The following is an 18,730-nucleotide window of genomic DNA, read 5'->3' on the forward strand; positions in this document are numbered from 1 at the left end:
GCTCAGTCGACGACGGCTGCGCGCCCCTGGCGGATGCAGGCCGGGATGCCCACTCCGCGATAGGCCGAGCCGGCCACCCTGATCCGTCCGTCCGTGTCGTGGCCAAGTGCCTCATCGATCCGGTCCACCAGGTCGAGATGGCCCACGTCGTATTGGTGGAAGCCATCGTTCCAGCGCGACACCCGGGTGGCTACCGGCGCTGTGTCGAGGCCCGACGTCGTGGCGATGTCGGCGAGCATCCCGGCCACGATCTCCTCGTCGGTCATCTCGCACACGCGCTGGTCGTCGCGGTGCCCGGCCGAGGCGCGCAAGACGCTGTGGCGACCGTCGTCCCAGTGAGCCCACTTGGTCGACCCCCACGACACCGCCGCCAGGAACTGCCCGGAGTCGCGGGGAACCAGGTAACCGCTCGCCCCGTCGGGCAGGTCCAGGCGGTCGTAGACGAGCGTTACGAGCACGACCGAGACCGTCTCGATCGAACCCAGGAGCTCCACCGACGTGGCCGAGGTGCCGGCAAGCATCCGTGCCGACGTGGCAGCGGGTGTGGTCAGCACCAGGCGGTCGGCGTCGAGCGCCTCCAGGGACTCCACAGAGGTGTTCGTTTCGAGCACGGCGCCGCGATCGCCGAGCTGTTCCACCAGCGCGTCGATGAGGGTGCCGGTGCCACCGCGCAGGCCATGGAACACCGGGCCCGCCGGCGCCGACGATGCACGCCGGCGGAGCTCGTCGGTGAGGCAGCCGCCGACCGCTGCGGCATCCGCGATCTGGGGGGTGGTGGCCCGAAGCGACATGCGGTCCACGTCGCCCGCGCTGATGCCTCCGACCAGCGGCCCGACCACCCGGTCCACGAGCTCGTTGCCGAATCGGGCCCGCAGGAAGCCACCCACCGAGGCGTCCTCGGTGAGCGCAGAATCCTCGCGACCCGACTCGGCGCGAACAGCCGCCATGCCAGCGTCGCTGAGCAGGCCTGACTCCTGGAGGTCGTCCAGGTCGAGTGGTACCCCGAGGACGGACCCGGCAGGGAACCACTTCAGCCCGCCGGGCGTGTGGACCATGGCCCGTCCCGCGGCCGGTTGCGTGAACTGGTCCTCCAGACCGAGCTCGCGGCAGAGGTCGACCGCTTCGGGCACGCGGGCGAGGAACGCGTCGGCGGCCTCGTCGATCACGAGCGCGTCGCCTCCGGGCAGCTCCACCGGTGAGGTACGGATCAGACCGCCGAAATGGTCGGACGCCTCGAGTACGCGTACGGAGTCGCCGCGGTTGAGTGCCTCCCATGCCGCGGCCAGGCCGGTGATCCCACCACCCACGATCGTGACCGTTCGACTCATGGCTGCTCTCCAGTTGCCAGCACGAGGCGCGCCAATGCGCCCATCACAGCGGGGTCGTCGTTGGGTACCGCGGTGCGGCCGAACGGGAGGCCGGCCCGCTCGGCGGCTCGGGCCGCTTCGATGTCGAGGTCGTAGAGCACTTCGAGATGATCGGAGGTGAACCCCTGGGGCACCACCACGAGCCCGTCGCTGCGGCCCGTCTGTGCGAGGTCGTCGATGATCCCGAGGATGTCGGGGCCCCGCCACGGCTCGGGCGTTCGGCCCGCCGACTGCCACCCGAGCCCCCAGCCTGCCCATCGCGAGACGCCGGCCGCGGCTGCGATCGCCTGGGCCGACTCGTGCAGCTGGTCAGGGTACGGGTCATCGACCAGCACCCTCTCGGGAAGCGAATGGGCGGTGAACACCACGTGCGTGCTGCCCGGCATTGCGGCCAGCGACTCGCGCAATGCACGGGCCTGGAAGCTCACGAACTCGGGCAGGTCATGCCACGACTGGATTCCGCGAAAGGGTGTGGTGTGCGCGGCGGCTTCGGCGCGGGCGTTGTACTGGCCCACGCTGAACGCCGAGTAGTGGGGGGCCAGGACGAGTCCGACGATGCGGTCCACTGCGGATGCCCTGAGCTCGGCGACGGCGTCCTCGATGAACGGGTACGCATGCTTCTGTCCGAGCCGGACCAGCCAGTTGCCCGGGTCGGCGGCCGAGAGCTCCGACTCGATGGCGTCGAGCTGTGCCCGGGTGCGCTGCGCCATCGGAGAGATCCCTCCGATTGCCTCGTAGCGGGCGGTCAGCTCGGCCAGCTGTCGGGGTTCGGGAGGCTTACCCCGACGGATGTGGGTGTAGTACTCCTCGACCTGTTCCGGGCCCGACGGCGTGCCGTAGGCCATCACGACGAGCCCGTGGGTCACCTGTCGCTCCCAGAGCTCGTGTGGATGTGCTCCACGAGAGCCTCCAGCACCGTTGGGTCGGTCTCGGGCAGCACGCCATGGCCGAGGTTGAAGACGTGACCACCGCGCCGGTCGGCTCCGAGCCGCATCACATCGTCTGCAGCCGGACGGACCGCCTCCCAGCCTGCGACCACCAGCGCCGGATCCAGGTTGCCTTGCAGCGCGGTTCCTTCCGGCACACGGTCGCGGGCCGCGTCGAGGGGTGTGCGCCAGTCGACACCCACCATCTCTGCGCCGGCCGACGCCATCAGGCCGAGCAGCTCTGCTGTGTTCACCCCGAAGTGGATCCGGGGGACGCCCAGGTCGGCCACTGCTGAGAGCACTCTTGTGCTGTGTGGCAGAACGAAGCGCTCGTAGTCGGAGGGGTTGAGCGCCCCGGCCCACGAGTCGAACAGCTGGAGTGCCGATGCGCCCTCGGCCACCTGTGAGCGCAGCGACGCGATCGCAAGGTCGGCGAGGCGGTCCATCAGCTGGTTCCAGAGCGCCTCGTCGGTATGCATGAGCGTCTTGGTGACGGTCCAGGTGCGGGTGGGTCGGCCTTCGAGCAGGTAGCTGGCAACCGTGAACGGGGCGCCGGCGAACGCAATGAGCGGCACCGGCAGTTCCGCCACGAGATTGCGCACGGTTTCGAGCACGTAGGGAGTGTCGGCGCCGGCATCCAGTGGCCGTAGTCGCTCGAGGTCGGCCGCCGAGCGGAATGGCTGTTCCACCACGGGCCCGACGCCGGGCTCGATGTCGACGCCGAAACCGATGGCATGAACGGGGGTCATGATGTCGGAGTAGAGGATCGCTGCGTCGACTCCGTAGCGGCGCACCGGCTGCAAGGTGATCTCCGTGGCGCGGTCCACGTCAGCGATCGCGTTGATGATCGTGCCCTCCCCGCGGACTTCGCGGTACTCCGGGAGTGACCTACCCGCCTGGCGCATGAACCACACCGGTGTGTGCTCCACGGGCTGGCTCCGCGCAGCGCGGATGAAGTTGGAGTCCTCGTGGGAGGGGAGGTTCGCCATTGCCACAAGTCTCGCGCCGCACATGATCGAGGCGGTACTCGGGTGCGGCGCGCGAGGCCCCGACCCCGGTCGTCCACCGCTGCTCGATGACGGCAGCGGTAGCGTCCACACATGCGACGGATGATCGATGACGACCAGGTACCTGTGCCCCCGGGCCCGGAGGAGGACGAGGTACCAGCCAATTGGGCGGTCACGATCGTGGACGACTACGAAGACGCCACGCCGCGGGTGGCTCTCGTGGTCGAAGAGGTCGGCGCAGCCGGCACCGGTCTGTCGGTCCACCTGGATGCCGATCGTGCCCGGCGCCTCCGCCTCGCCCTCGCCAACGCACTCGGTGAACTCGGCGAGGAACCCGGCCGCTGATCCCCCCACCGCGCACCGGCCGATCCGCCCAGCCGAGCGGCAGCTACATCGGTTTCCAGTCGGGGTCCGTCTTCGTCATGGCGGCTTCCACCCCGGCGCCGAGGTTGCCGGTGAACAGGCCCAGTACCTGTGTGCGGTTCTCCATCTCCATGGCGTGACGCAGCGAGGGTGCGTCCATCGCCAGCCACATGCCCTTCTTCGACATCCAGATCCCGTACTCACTGTTGCGGGTGACCAGTGCGGCCAGCTCCAGCGCCGCATCGAGCAGTTCATCAGCGGGCACGAGTCGGTTGAGCATCCCGAAACCGTCGGCCTCTTCGCCGGTGAAGATCCGACCCGACATCATCAGCTCAGCCGCACGGGTGGGTCCCACGACCCGTGGCAGGAACCAGCTCACGCCCACGTCTGCTGCCGACAGCCCGAGGTTGTGGAACACTGCGCCGAAACGGGTCTCGGGTGTGGCGACGCGCATGTCGGCGGCGAGGGCCAGAGCCAGCCCGCCGCCAACCGACGCTCCGTGCGCAGCTGTGATCACCGGCTTCGGGCACTCGTGCACGACCTGGATCATCCGGGCCAGGTGCTCCTGTGCCCGGTAGTTGGTTCCGACCTGGCCACGCCCCTCGCTGTCGGGCGGCGGGCTGCCGTCGCCCTTCACATCGGCCCCGGCGCAGAAACCCTTCCCGTTGCCACGCAGGACCACCACTGACACGTCGCGCTCGGCACCCATCTCGCCGAACGCTTCGGTGATGGCCGTGGTCATGTCCATCGACAGCGCGTTGAGCCTGTCGGGTCGGTTGAGGGTGACCACGCCGACCGAGTCGTCGCGCACCTCTGTCAGCACCAGGTCATCGTTGCCCATCGAATCCTCCTCACGTCGCACCGATGCCGGTACGACTCAGTTGACGGTCATTCCGCCGTCGACGACGAGCGTGTGGCCAGTCATGAAACTCGACGCGTCGCTCGCCAGAAACGCGGCCGCTGGAACCATCTCAGCCGGTTCCGCGAGCCGCTTGATCAGCTGCGAGTCGACCGCTGCGGCCTGAAACTCCTCGGGGGTGTTGAACACCATGTCGGTGCCCACCGTGCCGGGCGCCAGTGCGTTGGCCCGGATGCCATCGCCGGCCAGCTCGGATGCCATCGAGCGCGTCATGGCAGTCATCGCAGACTTGGCCGCGACGTAGAGCGACACGAACCCGCCCTGCGTGTACACGCCGGCCGTGGTCACGTTGACGATCGCGGCGTGGTCGGATCGACGCAGTTGTGGGAGCGCCTCCTGCACCAGAAGCACGGGGCCGCGGAAGTTGGCCTCCCAGGACTTGGCCATGGCATCGGGCGTGATCGAGCCGATTGGCTGCGCCAGGGCATTGGCCGCGTTGTTGACGACGATGTCGACCCCGCCGAACTCATCGACCGTACGGGCAACCAGCTTGGCAAGCCCTTGCGGGTCGCCCATGTGTGTTGCGACCGGCAGCGAGTCACCCCCGGCGTCGCGGATCTCGTTGGCGGCCGCATCGCACGCATCTGCCTTGCGGCTGGCGATCACCACCCGTGCACCCAGTGAGGCGAAACCGCCGGCGATGGCCCGCCCGATCCCCCGACTGCCGCCGGTGACTATGGCCGTCCGTCCGCTGAGGTCGAAGTTCCCAAGGAGCTCGTCGCGGGCGTGGCGCATGTCCTGTTGCATGCCGCCGGACCCTAGACGCCCCAGCCACACGTAGGATCGCCGCCGTGGCGATCGACTTCGAGGATCCGGCGGACAACGTCCATGCGTTCGTCAAGATGTGGGCGTCGGTTGGTGACGAACCTGCGTATGGCTGCTTCCACGGCACCATGTTCGCCTCGATCGGCGACCGGAAGCTGATGCCCCTGTTCGGCTATGGGGGAACCGGGGTGATGCAGGCGAAGATCCTTTCCAGCGGCCACGCTCGCCTGCGTGGCAAGGAGACCGGGTACTTCACCGACCTTGCCACCGGCGAGCCGATGTCGAGCTGGGACAATCCGTTCACCGGCGAGACGGTCGAGGTGTTCGATTTCCTCAACGATCGTGTGCGCGGCGAACTGGGCCTGGAGATGCCGCGCTTCGAGTTCGGTGAGGCGGGCGATGAGCCCACCGACATGCACGCGGGAGCAGAGCGAGCCGACGTCGCCCCTGGTGCATCCGGCGGCGTTCCGTTCGTGTTGCCGTGGCAGGTCTACGGCGACCAGGTGCTGCTCGAGTGGGACTACACGCACCGCTACACCAACCCGGTCACCCCGGCTCTGTGGCCGATGGCGTCCACCGGCGAGTTCATCAATCCCTCCGAGCACTTCTGCTTCGTCACGTCGCTCGCCCAACTGCAGGACAGCGGCGTCGACTCCGCGCACTTCACCGCAGGGTTCTCGCGGCTGAGCCCCTGGTGGCCCTGGATGCGGATGGGTGGCAGCGGCGTTGACGGTGTGCTGTTCGGCCGCATGTTCTCGCGCAAGGTCGTCCGTGGACTCGAGGACGTCCCTGCGCCGGTCCTGGCACACACCGAGAAGCACCATCCCGAGTTCCTGCAACCGCCGACGGACTGGGACGATGGAGGGCCGATCAGCACGTGGGAGGCCTATGCCCGCGACGTGCCGCCCGAAGAGATTCGATGACCACTTAACACGGGGGACCCGACATGAGTGACAGTGGACCGGAAACGAAGACCGAGCCCGCGGAGATCGCGGATGATGCCGTGATCCCGACGACCGCGCTGGTGACCGGTGCCAACCGGGGCCTCGGCCTCGAGATCGCACGACAGCTCGGCGCACTCGGCACCACCGTGTTCCTCGGCTCACGAGAGTCGACCAACGGTGATGCTGCGGCGGAGGAGCTGCGCCGCGAGGGCCACGACGTCCGTGCCGTGCAGCTGGATGTGACGGACCAGGCATCGGTGGATGCCGCTGCAGTCGCCATTGCCGCCGAGGTCGACCACCTCGATGTGCTCGTCAACAACGCGGGTGGCAACTTCGACTTCGGCCACGCGGTGCTCGGCAGTGATGTCGAGATGATCGCCGGAATCGTGGATGCCAATTGTTTCGGGGCCATGCGCTGCGTGAATGCACTGCTCGACCTTCTCCGCGCTGCGCCGAACGCCCGCATCGTGAACGTCACCTCTGAAGCCGGCTCGCATGCCGGCCCGATGGGGTTGCCGACCCAGCAGGACAACCTTGCGGGCTATGCGGTCGCCAAGGCCGCACAGAATGCCTACACCCGCAAGCTTGCGTCGGCGCTCGAGGACAGTTCGGTCCTCGTCACCGCGATCAGCCCGGGCTTCGTCGCCACCCAACCCGGCAGCGAGAACATGGGTGCCCGACCGGTGTCCGACGGCGCCATGAGCGTTGTGTGGGGCGCCACCCTGCCCGTGGGCACTCCCACCGGCGGCTACTTCCGCGACGGCGTGCCCGTGGAGTTCTGACCGTCCAGGAGACGCCACAACTTTCGACCCACCTTTTTGGGGTGAGGGTGCTCAGTCGAGAGGTTTGATGTGGCCGATCTCGAACGCGCACTCGTGGAGGAGCTGACCGAGCTCGCTCGCTAGTTCCCGCAGCTGCTCTGCGAGGACCTGAGTGGCGGCCGCGTGCGGGATGGTCCCGTCACTGTCGGTCATAGCGTTCGCACGGTCGACTGCACGGTCCGCGAAGTGCGGCACCACGTCCACGAGCACAGCGACGTTGCTGAGCGTCTCTGCGAGCTGGCGCGGACTGAGGTCTTCAGTCAGGCGGGGTTGTCATCCAGCCGGAGGTCGCCACGAAACCACACCACTCCGGTGCCGCCCGACCTGTCAGGGAACCTCTCCTCATGCTGCTGGCGCTCGGACATCAGCGAGTTAACACCACGGCTTGACGCAGCCGGGCTGGCGCGCTGGTCGTGCAGCGCCAAGCAGATGACTCCGACATCTAATCGCTCGGGGGCGGAGCTAGGTTGACCCTGGTGCCCACAGATGACGAGTCTCGGTCGGATCGGATCGCCACGCGTCGTAGCGACACGATGCTCGCCGTCGTGGCCGCCGTTGCGACGTTGGCGTTCGCTTGGACCGGTTTCCAGAGCGCGCAGTGGGTCAGGGAGAGATTCTCGCGCTCCGATGAGGCGGCGGCGCTCAGTGAGCAGGCGCTCGAACTGGCAGCCGAAGCCGACCGGATCCAGGAGCGCGACGAGATCCTCTACCTGGAATGGCGTCTTGCCCTCGCGGCGCAGGACGACGAGACGGCCGAGGTGATCTTCGGGCTCTTCCGGCCCCCCGTACAGGCCTACCTGGATGACGCCCCTGTGGACGAAGCGGGTCTTCCTGTCGCGCCAGATTTCGATGACCCCAACTACGTTGTGATGGTCGAACGCAACGAGGCCAAACAGCTGGATGAGGAGTCACAAGAGCAGCGCGCGCTCAGTCGAGCTGCCTCGGCCCGAGCAGCGAGGTTCGGCGGACTGGGTGTGGTGTTCGCTGCTGTTCTCGCGGCGGCCGGGATTGCGGGCAGGTTCGATGACCTGCGCATGCGGCGAATCCTGACGGTCTCGGCGATGGTGATGTTGGCGATCGGGATAGTGCTCTTGATCGGCAGTCCGATGAACTTTGGGTAGTCGCACTCGCTGAGGTGCTCAGTCGTGGTTCACGAACTCCTCGCCGCTGACGTCCACCACCACGGCCTCGATCTCACCGCCGGCGGAACTGGCTGGCGCGGACTGAGGTCTTCAGTCAGGCGGGCGTGGTAGCTCACGTTCCGCACTGCGTCGCCTGCCGCTCCCGTCATCGCTACTGCTTCTCCGGCGTCCATGAGTCCTCAGAGTCCATCAACGGCGCTCGAACGCGCGGCTCAACAGACTTACTTCGTTTCTTTCGTGCACCCGTACCGCGTGCGCAGGTGATGTCGGAGTGATGCCCGGACCCCAGGTGGCACCCCCCACTTGCTCAATACGCAGACGCCGGGCCGGGTCGGCTCAGTAGCCGAGGGTGGCGTCGACTGGGCCGATCAGTTCCTCGCCGGCGATCCACCGCACGACGTTGGTGGTGATGCGCTCGGCCAGCAACGGCCGCGCCATCTCGGGGGTGTTGCCCACGTGCGGCGTGATGATGCAGTTGTGCATGTCCCACAGCGGGTGGCCGTCGGGCAGCGGTTCGGGGTCGGTCACGTCCAACCCGGCCCCCATGATGCGGTCCTGCTGCAATGCCGCCACGAGGTCATCGGTGACGATGTGGGCGCCGCGCGCCACGTTGACCACCACCGAGCGGCGGTGCAGCAGGGCCAGCCGTCGGGCGTCGATCACGCCCGTCGTTTCGGGAGTCAGCGCCAGGGCCAGGACCACCATGTCGGCGCCGGCGATCGCGTCATCGATCTCGGTGGTTGAGGAGCCCAGCACCCGATCCGCACCTTCCATCACCGTCGGTCGGTTGCGCACCACCGTCACCTCGGCCTCGAACGGCGCCAGGAGCCTCAGCAGTGCTTCGGTGATGCCGCCGCCGCCGAGGATGGTCACTTTCGCGCGGCGCAGGTTGACGCCCATGTGGCCGTGCTCAAGCCATGTGGTCGCACGGGCGTAGCGGTCGACTGCCCTCATCGCGGCGAGTCCGAGCGTGAGTGCCATCTCGGCCACCGGCTCGGCGTACACGCCCTTGCCGCAGGTCCACAGCCGATCCAGGTCCAACGCGGAGACGTACGGTTCGATGCCGGCCCACGGCAGCTGCACCCACTCGAGGCGCGTGCCGGCGTCGTCGAGGACTCGTCGCAGCCCGCCGGGGTCGTTGGGTGCCCCCCACAGCAGTGCGTCGGCCTCTGCGAGGGGAACCACATCGCCGCCACCGGCCGCCACCGCATCGGACATCCACTCAGGGACTCCCTCGGGGCCGACTGCGATTCGGGGGCTTCGCTCCATCCGGGCATCTTCGCAGGCCCACCACCCCCGGATTGGCCCCGTGCAGACCGCGAGTACAATGGACGACTACCCATTTTCGGGTTCATGCGGCCCCAGCGGCCTGGACCCACAGGAGGTTGTGTGGCGAACCACCCGGAGCTGGAGTCGGAGCAGGCCTACATAGAGCACGCGCACGAGTGCCTCGAGGCGACCCGTGCCGAGGTCGAGGCGATGCGCAACTCCGTGGAGGGCGGCAAGGGCGGCACGTTCCAGAACCGTTTCGAGCGTGACGTCATGTGGGACCGGGTGGACTCCAGGCTGCACCAGCTCGACCTCGGTGACATGTCGCTGGTGTTCGGCCGCCTCGACAGCGAAGCCCTCGAAGGCGACGAGAACGGTGTCGGAGCCCGGCCCGAGGAGACCTACTACATCGGGCGCACCGCTGTTTCCGACGCCAATCGGGATCCGGTGGTAGTCGACTGGCGGGCGCCGATGGCGGAGACCTTCTATCGGGCCACCGGTGTGGACCCGATGGGACTGAAGCGGCGGCGGCACTTCTCGACTCGTGGAAGCACGTTGCTCGGGATCGACGACGAGCTGTTCGGCACCGCAGCAGACGCTCTCGATCAGGGTCTGGTGCAGGGTCACGGTGCGCTCATTTCGGCGCTGGAGGAGTCACGCTCGGGGAAGCTCTCCGACATCGTCGGCACGATCCAGGCCGAGCAGGACGCCATCATCCGCTCCGAGCTCCCGGGCGTTGTGGTGGTGCAGGGCGGACCGGGCACCGGCAAGACTGTCGTGGCACTGCACCGCGCCGCATACCTGCTCTACACCCATCGCTTCCCGCTCGAAGGCCAGGGAGTGCTGGTGGTGGGGCCCAACCGGGTGTTCCTCAGCTACATCGAGCAGGTGCTGCCATCGCTCGGCGAGGCGGGCGTGGAGATCGCCCAGCTGTCCAACCTGGTGCCCCACGTGAGAGTCACCGGCTACGACGACGAGCAGACCGCACGGGTCAAGGGTGACCTGCGCATGATCGACGTGGTGCGCGCCGCCGTGCGCGATCGCCAGCGCGCGCTGCCCGAACCGTTGCGGATTCCCTACGGCGTGCAGCACCTGACCCTGTCGGTGGAGGACTCCGCTGAGATAGTCACCCAGGCCCGTCGTCGGTTCCGCACCCACAACGCTGGTCGAAAGTTCGTCGAGCAGCTGTTCTTCGAGCGACTTGCCGAGAGCCACCGCAACGACGACCCAGCCGAGACCGTGCGTGGCCGGATTCGCCGCGAGCCCGAGGTGCGCGCGGCGCTCGAACGCATGTGGCCGTTGTTGACGCCCACCGAGTTGCTCAACGACTGCTTTGGCTCCCCGGGACTGCGTCGCTCGGCCACGAGACGCTTCCTCGACGACGACGAGGCGGCGCTGCTCGCCCGGGAGCGCCTCGGCGACCCTGTCGATGTCGTGTTCACGCACCACGACGTGCCACTTCTGGACGAGGCCCTCGAGAAGCTCGGGCCGCGGCCCAGGCACAAGGAAGCCGATGCCGTGCGCACCTACGGGCACATCGTGATCGACGAGGCGCAGGACCTCTCACCCATGCAGCTGCGGGTGCTCGATCGCCGGTCCCTCAACGGGTCGATGACGATCGTGGGCGACATCGCGCAGTCCACCGGAGCGTGGGCGCACGATGACTGGGAGTCGGTGCTCGACCACCTGCCGTCGCGCCGCGAGCCCCGTTTCGAGGAGCTGACGATCGGCTACCGAGTGCCCGGGCCGATCATGGACCTGGCCGCGCGGGTGCTCCGGGTGGCTGCGCCCCAGCTGGAACCGCCGACTTCGATCCGCCACAGTGGCGAGCCACCCCGGATCGTGGGAGTCCCGGCCGGTGATCTCCACCTCGAGCTGGCCGATCTGGTCCGCTCGGAACTGAAGGCGGTCGAGACCGGCAATGTTGCTGTCGTGGTGCCGCTGTCCATGGCCGAGCGGATCGACGAGGTGCTGGACACAGCCGGGATCGAACACGGTCGGGCTACTCGTCAGGGCCTTGCCAGGCAGGTCACGATCGTCACGCCGTCGCTGGTCAAGGGCCTCGAGCTCGACTCCGTGATCGTGGTGGAGCCGGAGCTCATCCTGCACGAGGAAGCCCGCGGTCCCCAGTCGCTCTATGTGGCGGTGACCCGGTCGACCAAGCGGCTCAGCATCCTGCACACGGGCGAGTTGCCGCAGATCCTGCGCTGACGGCGGGGACCCTCAGGCTGCGACGAGTATCCGCTCGGTGGCGAACGTACCGATCCCGATGGTGCGGCCCTCGACCTCGACCGTCGCGGTGCCGTCGGGTGACATGGCGGTGAGCACGCCCGTGCTGCCGGGGACCAACTCGTTGGACTCCAGGAACTCGAGCAGTCCGGGCGTGAACTCGAGCTCCTCGGGGATCCGGTTGATCGTGAATCCGGACCCTACGGCCAGGTCCGACAGCGGGGTCGTGTCCGGCGGCTCGTAGCTCGCTCCCGGAATCGGGTTGCCGTGCGGGCAGGTGGTCGGCTCGCCCAGCACGCGGGTCATCGCCGCCTCGACCGGTTCGGAGATCACGTGCTCCCACTTGCCGGCCTCCAGGTGGGCGTCGGCCCAGGGCAGTTCGAGGATGTCGGTCAGGAACCTCTCGGCGAGGCGGTGGCGTCGCACGACTCGTTCGGCCAGCGCCCTGCCGTTGTCGGTGAGCACTATCGAGCCGTCGACGTCGATCAGGCCTTCCCTTTCCATCCTGCGGATCATCTCCGACACTGCGGGTCGGCTGACTTCGAGCCGCTCGGCGATGCGGGCCTGGATCACCTTGATGTCGTCCTCGCGAAGTTCCCAGATCGCCTCGCAGTACTCCTCGAACGCCGGGTGGAACTCACGGGTGGCGGGCGGGGAGTCTGCGGGCGGGGCCATACGCTCATTGTAAGGCACACTTCACGCAGTGTCTTCCGCGCCGTAGCTGGTCGCAGGCCCGGCTGTCGCAGCGCTTCTGTACGCTCGGCCAGTGCCACCTGAGGCCGATCCCCCCGATCACCAGCAGCCCCACACGGGTGGACAATCCGGCGCGGCGATGCACGGGTTCTCCGAGCCGGTTCGCGAGTGGTTCGGATCGTCGTTTCCGGAGCCGACCTCCGCGCAGGCCGGAGCCTGGCCCGCGATCGCCCGCGGGGAGCACACGCTTCTGTGCGCACCCACGGGCTCGGGCAAGACCCTCGCGGCGTTCCTCTGGGCACTCGACCGCCTCGGTCAGGCCGGCGAAGCCGCTGCCGGTCCCGCTGGCACGCAGGTGCTCTACGTGTCGCCGCTGCGCGCCCTTGCGGTGGACGTGGAGAAGAACCTTCGCTCGCCGCTGCGCGGGATACAGCTGGCGGCAGAGCGAGCGGGCGCCACCTGGGTTCCGCCCACCGTCGGCGTGCGCACGGGCGACACCTCGGCCAGCGAGCGACGCTCACTCGTTCGCCATCCACCCGACATCCTCATCACCACGCCGGAGTCGCTATTCCTGATGCTCACCTCGGCGGCCCGCGAAACGCTCGTCGACGTAGGCACCGTGATCATCGACGAGATCCACGCATTGGCTCCCACCAAGCGCGGCGCTCACATCGCCGTGAGCCTCGAACGACTCGAGCGGCTGGTGTCAGCGTCGCGTCGCGAACGTGGCATGGCTGTCGAGGCGGCTGCGGTGCAGCGGGTGGGGCTGTCGGCCACCCAGCGGCCACTGGAGGTGGTTGCGGGCTTCCTAGGCGGTGCCGAGGTGTCCGGTGAGGGTGTGCAGCCCCGCCCGGTCACCGTCGTTGATGCGGGAGTGAGCAAGGAGCTCGACCTGCAAGTCGTCGTGCCCGTGCCCGACATGACCGCTCCGGCGACCGGCTCCACTGACGGGGACTCCACGCCGTCGATCTGGCCTTCGATACATCCCCGGCTGCTGGAGTTGATCGAGGCCCACAACTCCACGCTGGTGTTCGTCAATGCCCGCAGGATGGCCGAGCGCCTCTCGAGCCGACTCAACGAACTCGCGCATGAAGGGGAGCCGGAGCACACCGCAGGTGAGGCGGCCGGCACATCGGTGGCCGACGAGTCGATGGAGCTCGTCAAGGCCCACCACGGTTCCCTGTCGCGAGAGAGGCGCCTGCAGGTCGAGGACGAACTCAAGTCGGGCTCATTGCGCGGGCTGGTGGCCACTTCGAGTCTGGAGCTGGGTATCGACATGGGCGCGGTGGACCTGGTGGTGCAGGTTTCCTCGCCGGGTTCGGTCGCATCCGGTCTGCAGCGCATCGGCCGCGCCGGCCACCAGGTGGGCGTCCCGAGCCGCGGCCGCATCTTTCCCAAGCATCGTGCCGACCTCCTGGAGGCCGCCGTCGTGACCCGACGGATGCACGAAGGCCTGATCGAACGTACCGCGGTGCCGCGCAACCCGCTCGACGTTCTCGCCCAGCAGGTCGTGGCCACGGTGGCTCTCGATGAGTGGCCCGACGACGAGTTGTTCGACCTGGTCCGCCAGGCGGCCAACTACAACACGCTCACCCGCGGTGTGTTCGATGCGGTGCTCGACCTGCTCGCCGGGCGGTACCCGTCCGAGGAGTTCGCCGAGTTGCGGCCGCGGATCGTATGGAACCGGGTGGACGGCATCGTGCGCGGCAGATCCTCGGCACAGCGCCTGGCGGTCACCAACGCCGGCACGATTCCCGACCGGGGGCTGTTCGGGGTCTTCCTTCCCGACGGCACGCGGGTGGGCGAGCTCGACGAGGAGATGGTCTACGAGTCCCGCGTGGGCGAGACCTTCCTGCTCGGCGCGACCACGTGGCAGATCCAGGAGATCACCTTCGAGCGCGTCGTTGTCACACCGGCACCGGGCCGACCGGGAAAGATGCCGTTCTGGCACGGCGACGGGCCCGGCCGCGACGCCGAGCTGGGCGCGGCGATGGGCTCGTTCGTGCGGGAGCTCCGCTCCAAGGACCCGGACTCGGCGTTCGCCGAGTTGCTCGAGCACCATGACCTCGACGACCTTGCCGCACAGAACCTGCTGGCATACCTCGAGGAGCAGTCCGAGGCCACCGGCGTCGTACCCGACGACCGCACGCTCCTCGTGGAGCGGTTCCGCGACGAGATCGGCGACTGGCGGCTCTGCATCCACTCGCCCTACGGCTCGCGGGTGCATGCGCCGTGGGCGATGGCCCTGCGCGCACGACTCGAGGAGCACTTCGGAGGCGACACCCTCGGCGTCGAGGTGATCTGGAGCGACGACGGTATCGTCGTGCGCCTGCCCGACACGGCCGATGAGGTGCCGACCGAGCTGCTCTTCGGTGACCCCGACGAGATCGAGTCCGAAGTGGTCACGGCTCTGCCGGCCAGCTCCGCGTTCGCCGCACGATTCCGCGAATGTGCAGCGCGGTCGCTGCTCCTGCCACGCCGGCGACCCGACCAGCGAACGCCCTTGTGGCAGCAGCGCCAGCGGGCCGCCGACCTGCTGTCGGTGGCGTCCAGGTACCCGAGCTTCCCGGTATTGCTCGAGACCACCCGCGAGATGTGCAGCGACGTCTATGACCTCGCCGCACTCAAGTCGGTGCTGGCCGACGTGCGAAGCCGGGCGACGAGGGTGGTCTCGGTGGAGACACAGTCGCCGTCGCCGTTCGCCCGCTCGTTGCTGTTCGGCTGGATCGCCGTCTACATGTACGAGGGGGATGCGCCACTCGCGGAGCGGCGTGCGGCGGCCCTGGCGCTGGACCGCGACCTGTTGCGCGAGTTGCTCGGCGCCGAGGAGCTGCGTTCCCTGCTGGACGCCGATGTTGTCGCCACGGTGGAGCTCGAGCTCCAGCGGCTCGTCGACGGGCGTGGAGCGCGTGATGCCGATGAGCTGCACGACCTGCTCCGGGTGCTCGGCCCCATGTCGGTGGTGGAGCTGGGGGCCCGAAGTGCTCACCCTGCTGACACCCAGAACTGGTTGGATGACCTTGTCGGTTCGCGACGTGCGATGCCCGTGGCTGTCGCAGGTGAGGAACGGTTCGCGGCAGCCGAAGACGCCGGCCGTCTTCGTGACGCCCTGGGCGCGGCTGTTCCGATTGGCCTGCCGGCGGCGTTCACCGAGTCGGTCGACCACCCGTTGCGCGAGCTGGTGGCGCGCCACGCACGTACCCATGGCCCGTTCACCACCGATTCGGTGGCCCGCCGCTTCGGTGTGTCACGCGAGGTGGTCCAGGGTGCTCTCACTGCGCTCGAGGACGACCACCGGGTCGTCGCCGGTGAGTTCACCCCCGGTGGCGTGGAGCGCGAGCACTGCGATGCCGAGGTGTTGCGCCAGCTACGCCGGCGTTCACTGGCGTCGCTGCGCAAGGAGGTGGAGCCCGTCGGAGCGGCCACCCTCGCCCGCTTCGTCACCCGTTGGCAGGGTGTCGGCAGCACCCATCGCGGGGCCGACGCCGTGGCCGAGGCGGTTGGCGTCCTGCAGGGGGCGTCACTCGTCGCGTCGACCGTCGAGGAGGACGTGTTGCGTACCCGGGTGGCGGACTACCGGGCCGCGGATCTCGACCTGTTGTGCTCCACCGGTGAGGTCGTGTGGTGTGGAGCCGGTGGGTTGGGGGCCAACGACGGCCGCATCCGACTGGGCTTCCGTGACCAGTTCGCATCACTGGTCAATGCCCCGGATGGTGACCTGCCGGCCGACCCCCACCACGAGGTCCTTCGTTCCCACCTCGCGGAGGTGGGCGCTTCGTTCTGGGCTGACCTCGTCGAGGCCGTGCGCCGCGAACGCATCCCATCTGACGACGAGACGGTGCTCGAAGCGCTGTGGGACCTGGTGTGGTCCGGCGAGGTCACCAACGACACACTCTCGCCGCTGCGTGCGCGACTGGCCGGTGGCTTGCGCCGCAAGGGGTCGGGTGCGCGGTCGCGTCGACGCCCGGACCTTCGCGCGGTTAGTCGCACCGGTCCGCCGAGTGCCGCCGGCCGCTGGTCCAGCACGGCTCCGCTGTTCGCCCGCTCGCCGACACCCACCGAATCGACCATGGCGCGGGCCCTGCAGCTGCTCGAGCGCTATGGAGTGCTGACGCGGGAGATGGCGCTGGCCGAGGGCATCGAAGGTGGTTTCGCCGGCGTCTATCCGGTCCTCAAGGTCCTCGAGGAACGAGGCCAGGTGCGCCGCGGCTACTTCGTGGAGGGGTTGGGCGCAGCGCAGTTCGCGTCCCCGGGCGCAGTCGACCGACTGAGGGCCGAGGGCAACAGGAGCTTCGAGGCGGCAGACACCGACACCGCCCGCCTGCCGTGGGAACCGGAGCCCGACACCCCCGACGAGCCCGACACGTGGGTGCTCGCCGCAACCGACCCCGCGCAGCCGTTCGGTGCGGCGATTCCCTGGCCGCGCAGCGCCGGCCAGCCGTCGCGGTCGGCCGGTGCCTACGTGGTGATCGTGGGCGGTGAAGCGTGTGCCTACGTGGAGCGCGGTGGTCGCAGGTTGCTCACGTTCCCCGCCGCGGAGGGCAACGATCGCTGGGCTCCCGCGCTCGCCGGTCTCGTAGCGTCGGGTCGGGTGCGCCGGCTGCAGGTGGAGAAGGTCGACGACGATCGGGTCGCTGCCTCTCCCCATTGCGGCCCCCTGCGCGCGGCGGGGTTCGCCGAGGGTTACAAGGGACTGACCCTGGGCTAGGGTCGCCGCACACGAACTGGACAGGTGTCCAGCTCGACGGGACCAAGGAGTGAGGCGTGTCTGCAACAGACGGTGATGCGTTCGACCGCAACAGGCGATACGAGGGCAAGGTGGTGCTGGTGACCGGGGCGGCCCGCGGTCAGGGGCGCAGCCATGCGGTCGGCTTCGCCCGTGAGGGAGCCCACATCATCGGGATCGACATGTGCGCCGACCTGGAGCACGCGCCGTATCCACTGGCGACAGAGGAGGATCTCGCCGAGACCGTACGCCTGGTCGAGGAGGCCGGCGGCGCGATGCATCCCGAGCGGGCCGACGTGCGCGAGTACCGGCCGCTGCGCGAGGCGGTCAAGCGGGGCATTGAGCTCTTTGGCCGCTTGGACGTGATCCTCGCCAACGCCGGCACCTACGCGCCGATGCCGGTGCAGTACGTCGACCCCGACTCGTGGAGGGAGACCGTCGACGTGAACCTCACCGGCGTCTTCCACACGGTCAAGGCAGGGGTGCGCACCATGATCGAGCAGAACGAGGGCGGTGCGGTCGTGATGACGTCGTCGACCGCCGGGCTGAAGGGCTTCTACGGCGCCCCTGCGTACAACGCGGCGAAGCACGGCGTGGTGGGACTGATGCGGTCGCTGGCGCTCGAACTCGCCCCCAACCAGATCCGGGTCAACTCGATCCATCCCACCTCGGTCGCGACGCCCATGATCGTCAACGAGGTGTTCCCCAAGCTGGTGCGGATGGACCTGGAGGACCCGGGTGTCGACGACGCAGCCGAGTTCCTCAGGCCCCAGCAACCGATGGACATCCCTTGGATCGAGGCTCAGGACATCACCAACGCGATGCTGTGGTTGTGTTCCGACGAAGCCCGCTACGTCACAGGAGTCACGATGCCGATCGATGCGGGTGCCCTGCTGAAGTAGTCCGGGAGTACGCGGGTACTTTGGGCCCATGCCCCGAAAGCGTCCGACCCGTATTCGTGTCCTGCTGGTGGCGCTCGGCGCCACGGCTTTCGTGGCGGCCGGCTGCACCTCGGAGGGCGACACCGCCTCGGACCAGGTCGAGTCCTCGCGTGACGACGAGCCGGCGGTGGCCCCGGGTGGGGGCGACGACGCCGACGGCGGCTCCGATGCCACGCCGGACGCCGAGGCCGACTCCGGCGTGCCCGCCGATGCGGGAGTGGTCATGACCGACGTCGCCACAGGAGAGTCGGTGCCGCTCGACGCGGCGCTTGCCAGCTCCGACGGCAAGCCGGTGCTCGCATGGTTCTGGGCTCCGTACTGCCCTACGTGCCGTGGCGAGGCCCCTGAGCTCAACGAGTTCATGGCCTCGAACTCGGACCGGGTCAAGCTGGTCGGCATAGGCGCGCGAAACGACCTGGAGCAGGCCGAGGGATTCCTGTCGGACACCGGCGTGTCCAACTTCCCGCTGCTATGGGATCCGACCGGCCAGTCGTGGGTCGACAACGCAGTTGCCGCGCAGCCGTACATGATCCTGTTGGTGGACGGTGAGGAAGTGGAGCGTTGGCCGGGTGGTGCATCGGTGCGCCAGATCGAGGACGCGCTCGCGCAGGTCTGACC

16 protein-coding genes are annotated in these 18,730 nt (G+C 68.5%); 8 read left to right on the forward strand and 8 right to left on the reverse strand.

All coding sequences use genetic code 11. The annotated features are described in order from the left end of the window. Positions 1–2: 2 nt before the first annotated feature. The 3 genes from hemG to hemE are packed head-to-tail and all read right to left on the reverse strand — an operon-like array spanning position 3 to position 3,282. Entirely contained in the window at positions 3–1,328 is a 1,326-nt protein-coding gene (hemG, locus tag GY812_12835; protein MCP4436363.1) for a protoporphyrinogen oxidase, read from the reverse strand. After that, on the reverse strand, positions 1,325–2,233 hold the full coding sequence (gene hemH, locus GY812_12840) for a ferrochelatase (protein ID MCP4436364.1): 909 nt from the start codon (positions 2,231–2,233) through the stop codon (positions 1,325–1,327). Before hemH ends, hemG begins: the two co-directional genes overlap by 4 nt. Further along, positions 2,230–3,282 carry a uroporphyrinogen decarboxylase gene (hemE, locus tag GY812_12845; protein ID MCP4436365.1) on the reverse strand — a complete coding sequence of 351 codons (1,053 nt, stop codon included), beginning with the start codon at positions 3,280–3,282 and terminating at the stop codon, positions 2,230–2,232. Before hemE ends, hemH begins: the two co-directional genes overlap by 4 nt. 111 nt (positions 3,283–3,393) lie before the next feature. Between hemE and GY812_12850 the strand changes: the two genes are divergently transcribed. Then, positions 3,394–3,645 (forward strand): hypothetical protein, encoded by a 252-nt coding sequence (locus tag GY812_12850; GenBank protein MCP4436366.1) that lies wholly within the window; start codon positions 3,394–3,396, stop codon positions 3,643–3,645. A 43-nt stretch (positions 3,646–3,688) separates the two neighbouring features. Here the strand turns inward: GY812_12850 and GY812_12855 are convergent, their stop codons facing one another. Then, on the reverse strand, positions 3,689–4,504 hold the full coding sequence (locus GY812_12855) for an enoyl-CoA hydratase/isomerase family protein (GenBank protein MCP4436367.1): 816 nt from the start codon (positions 4,502–4,504) through the stop codon (positions 3,689–3,691). Between the two features lie 36 nt (positions 4,505–4,540). Next, complete coding sequence (locus GY812_12860) at positions 4,541–5,317, reverse strand: glucose 1-dehydrogenase (GenBank protein ID MCP4436368.1); 777 nt, start codon at positions 5,315–5,317, stop codon at positions 4,541–4,543. A gap of 56 nt (positions 5,318–5,373) precedes the next feature. On the opposite strand from GY812_12860, the gene GY812_12865 reads away from it, so the two are divergent. Continuing rightward, positions 5,374–6,270, forward strand: coding sequence for a DUF1838 domain-containing protein (locus GY812_12865; protein ID MCP4436369.1), 897 nt, complete (start codon positions 5,374–5,376; stop codon positions 6,268–6,270). Positions 6,271–6,293: 23 nt separating this feature from the next. Further along, positions 6,294–7,073 (forward strand): SDR family NAD(P)-dependent oxidoreductase, encoded by a 780-nt coding sequence (locus GY812_12870; GenBank protein ID MCP4436370.1) that lies wholly within the window; start codon positions 6,294–6,296, stop codon positions 7,071–7,073. 51 nt (positions 7,074–7,124) lie between these two features. Here the strand turns inward: GY812_12870 and GY812_12875 are convergent, their stop codons facing one another. Then, complete coding sequence (locus GY812_12875) at positions 7,125–7,265, reverse strand: hypothetical protein (protein MCP4436371.1); 141 nt, start codon at positions 7,263–7,265, stop codon at positions 7,125–7,127. Between the two features lie 323 nt (positions 7,266–7,588). On the opposite strand from GY812_12875, the gene GY812_12880 reads away from it, so the two are divergent. Further along, entirely contained in the window at positions 7,589–8,233 is a 645-nt protein-coding gene (locus GY812_12880; GenBank protein ID MCP4436372.1) for a hypothetical protein, read from the forward strand. A 357-nt stretch (positions 8,234–8,590) separates the two neighbouring features. Here GY812_12880 and GY812_12885 read toward each other — a convergent pair whose 3' ends face one another. Continuing rightward, positions 8,591–9,523, reverse strand: a complete 933-nt coding sequence (locus GY812_12885) for a hydroxyacid dehydrogenase (GenBank protein MCP4436373.1) — start codon at positions 9,521–9,523, stop codon at positions 8,591–8,593. 120 nt (positions 9,524–9,643) lie between these two features. Here GY812_12885 and GY812_12890 point away from each other — a divergent pair, with 120 nt between their 5' ends. Next, on the forward strand, positions 9,644–11,734 hold the full coding sequence (locus GY812_12890; GenBank protein MCP4436374.1) for an AAA family ATPase: 2,091 nt from the start codon (positions 9,644–9,646) through the stop codon (positions 11,732–11,734). Positions 11,735–11,746: 12 nt separating this feature from the next. Here the strand turns inward: GY812_12890 and GY812_12895 are convergent, their stop codons facing one another. Further along, on the reverse strand, positions 11,747–12,427 hold the full coding sequence (locus tag GY812_12895) for a metal-dependent transcriptional regulator (GenBank protein MCP4436375.1): 681 nt from the start codon (positions 12,425–12,427) through the stop codon (positions 11,747–11,749). Positions 12,428–12,584: 157 nt separating this feature from the next. Between GY812_12895 and GY812_12900 the strand changes: the two genes are divergently transcribed. Genes GY812_12900 through GY812_12910 form a run of 3 tightly spaced genes read left to right on the forward strand, consistent with a single transcriptional unit; the run spans position 12,585 to position 18,728 of the window. Next, entirely contained in the window at positions 12,585–17,153 is a 4,569-nt protein-coding gene (locus GY812_12900; GenBank protein ID MCP4436376.1) for a DEAD/DEAH box helicase, read from the forward strand. Between the two features lie 56 nt (positions 17,154–17,209). Next, positions 17,210–18,073, forward strand: a complete 864-nt coding sequence (locus tag GY812_12905) for a mycofactocin-coupled SDR family oxidoreductase (protein MCP4436377.1) — start codon at positions 17,210–17,212, stop codon at positions 18,071–18,073. A gap of 28 nt (positions 18,074–18,101) precedes the next feature. After that, entirely contained in the window at positions 18,102–18,728 is a 627-nt protein-coding gene (locus GY812_12910) for a TlpA family protein disulfide reductase (GenBank protein MCP4436378.1), read from the forward strand. Positions 18,729–18,730 lie beyond the last annotated feature (2 nt).

It is taken from the genome of Actinomycetes bacterium (assembly GCA_024222295.1).
In the GTDB taxonomy this organism is placed as follows: Bacteria; Actinomycetota; Acidimicrobiia; order Acidimicrobiales; family Microtrichaceae; genus JAAEPF01.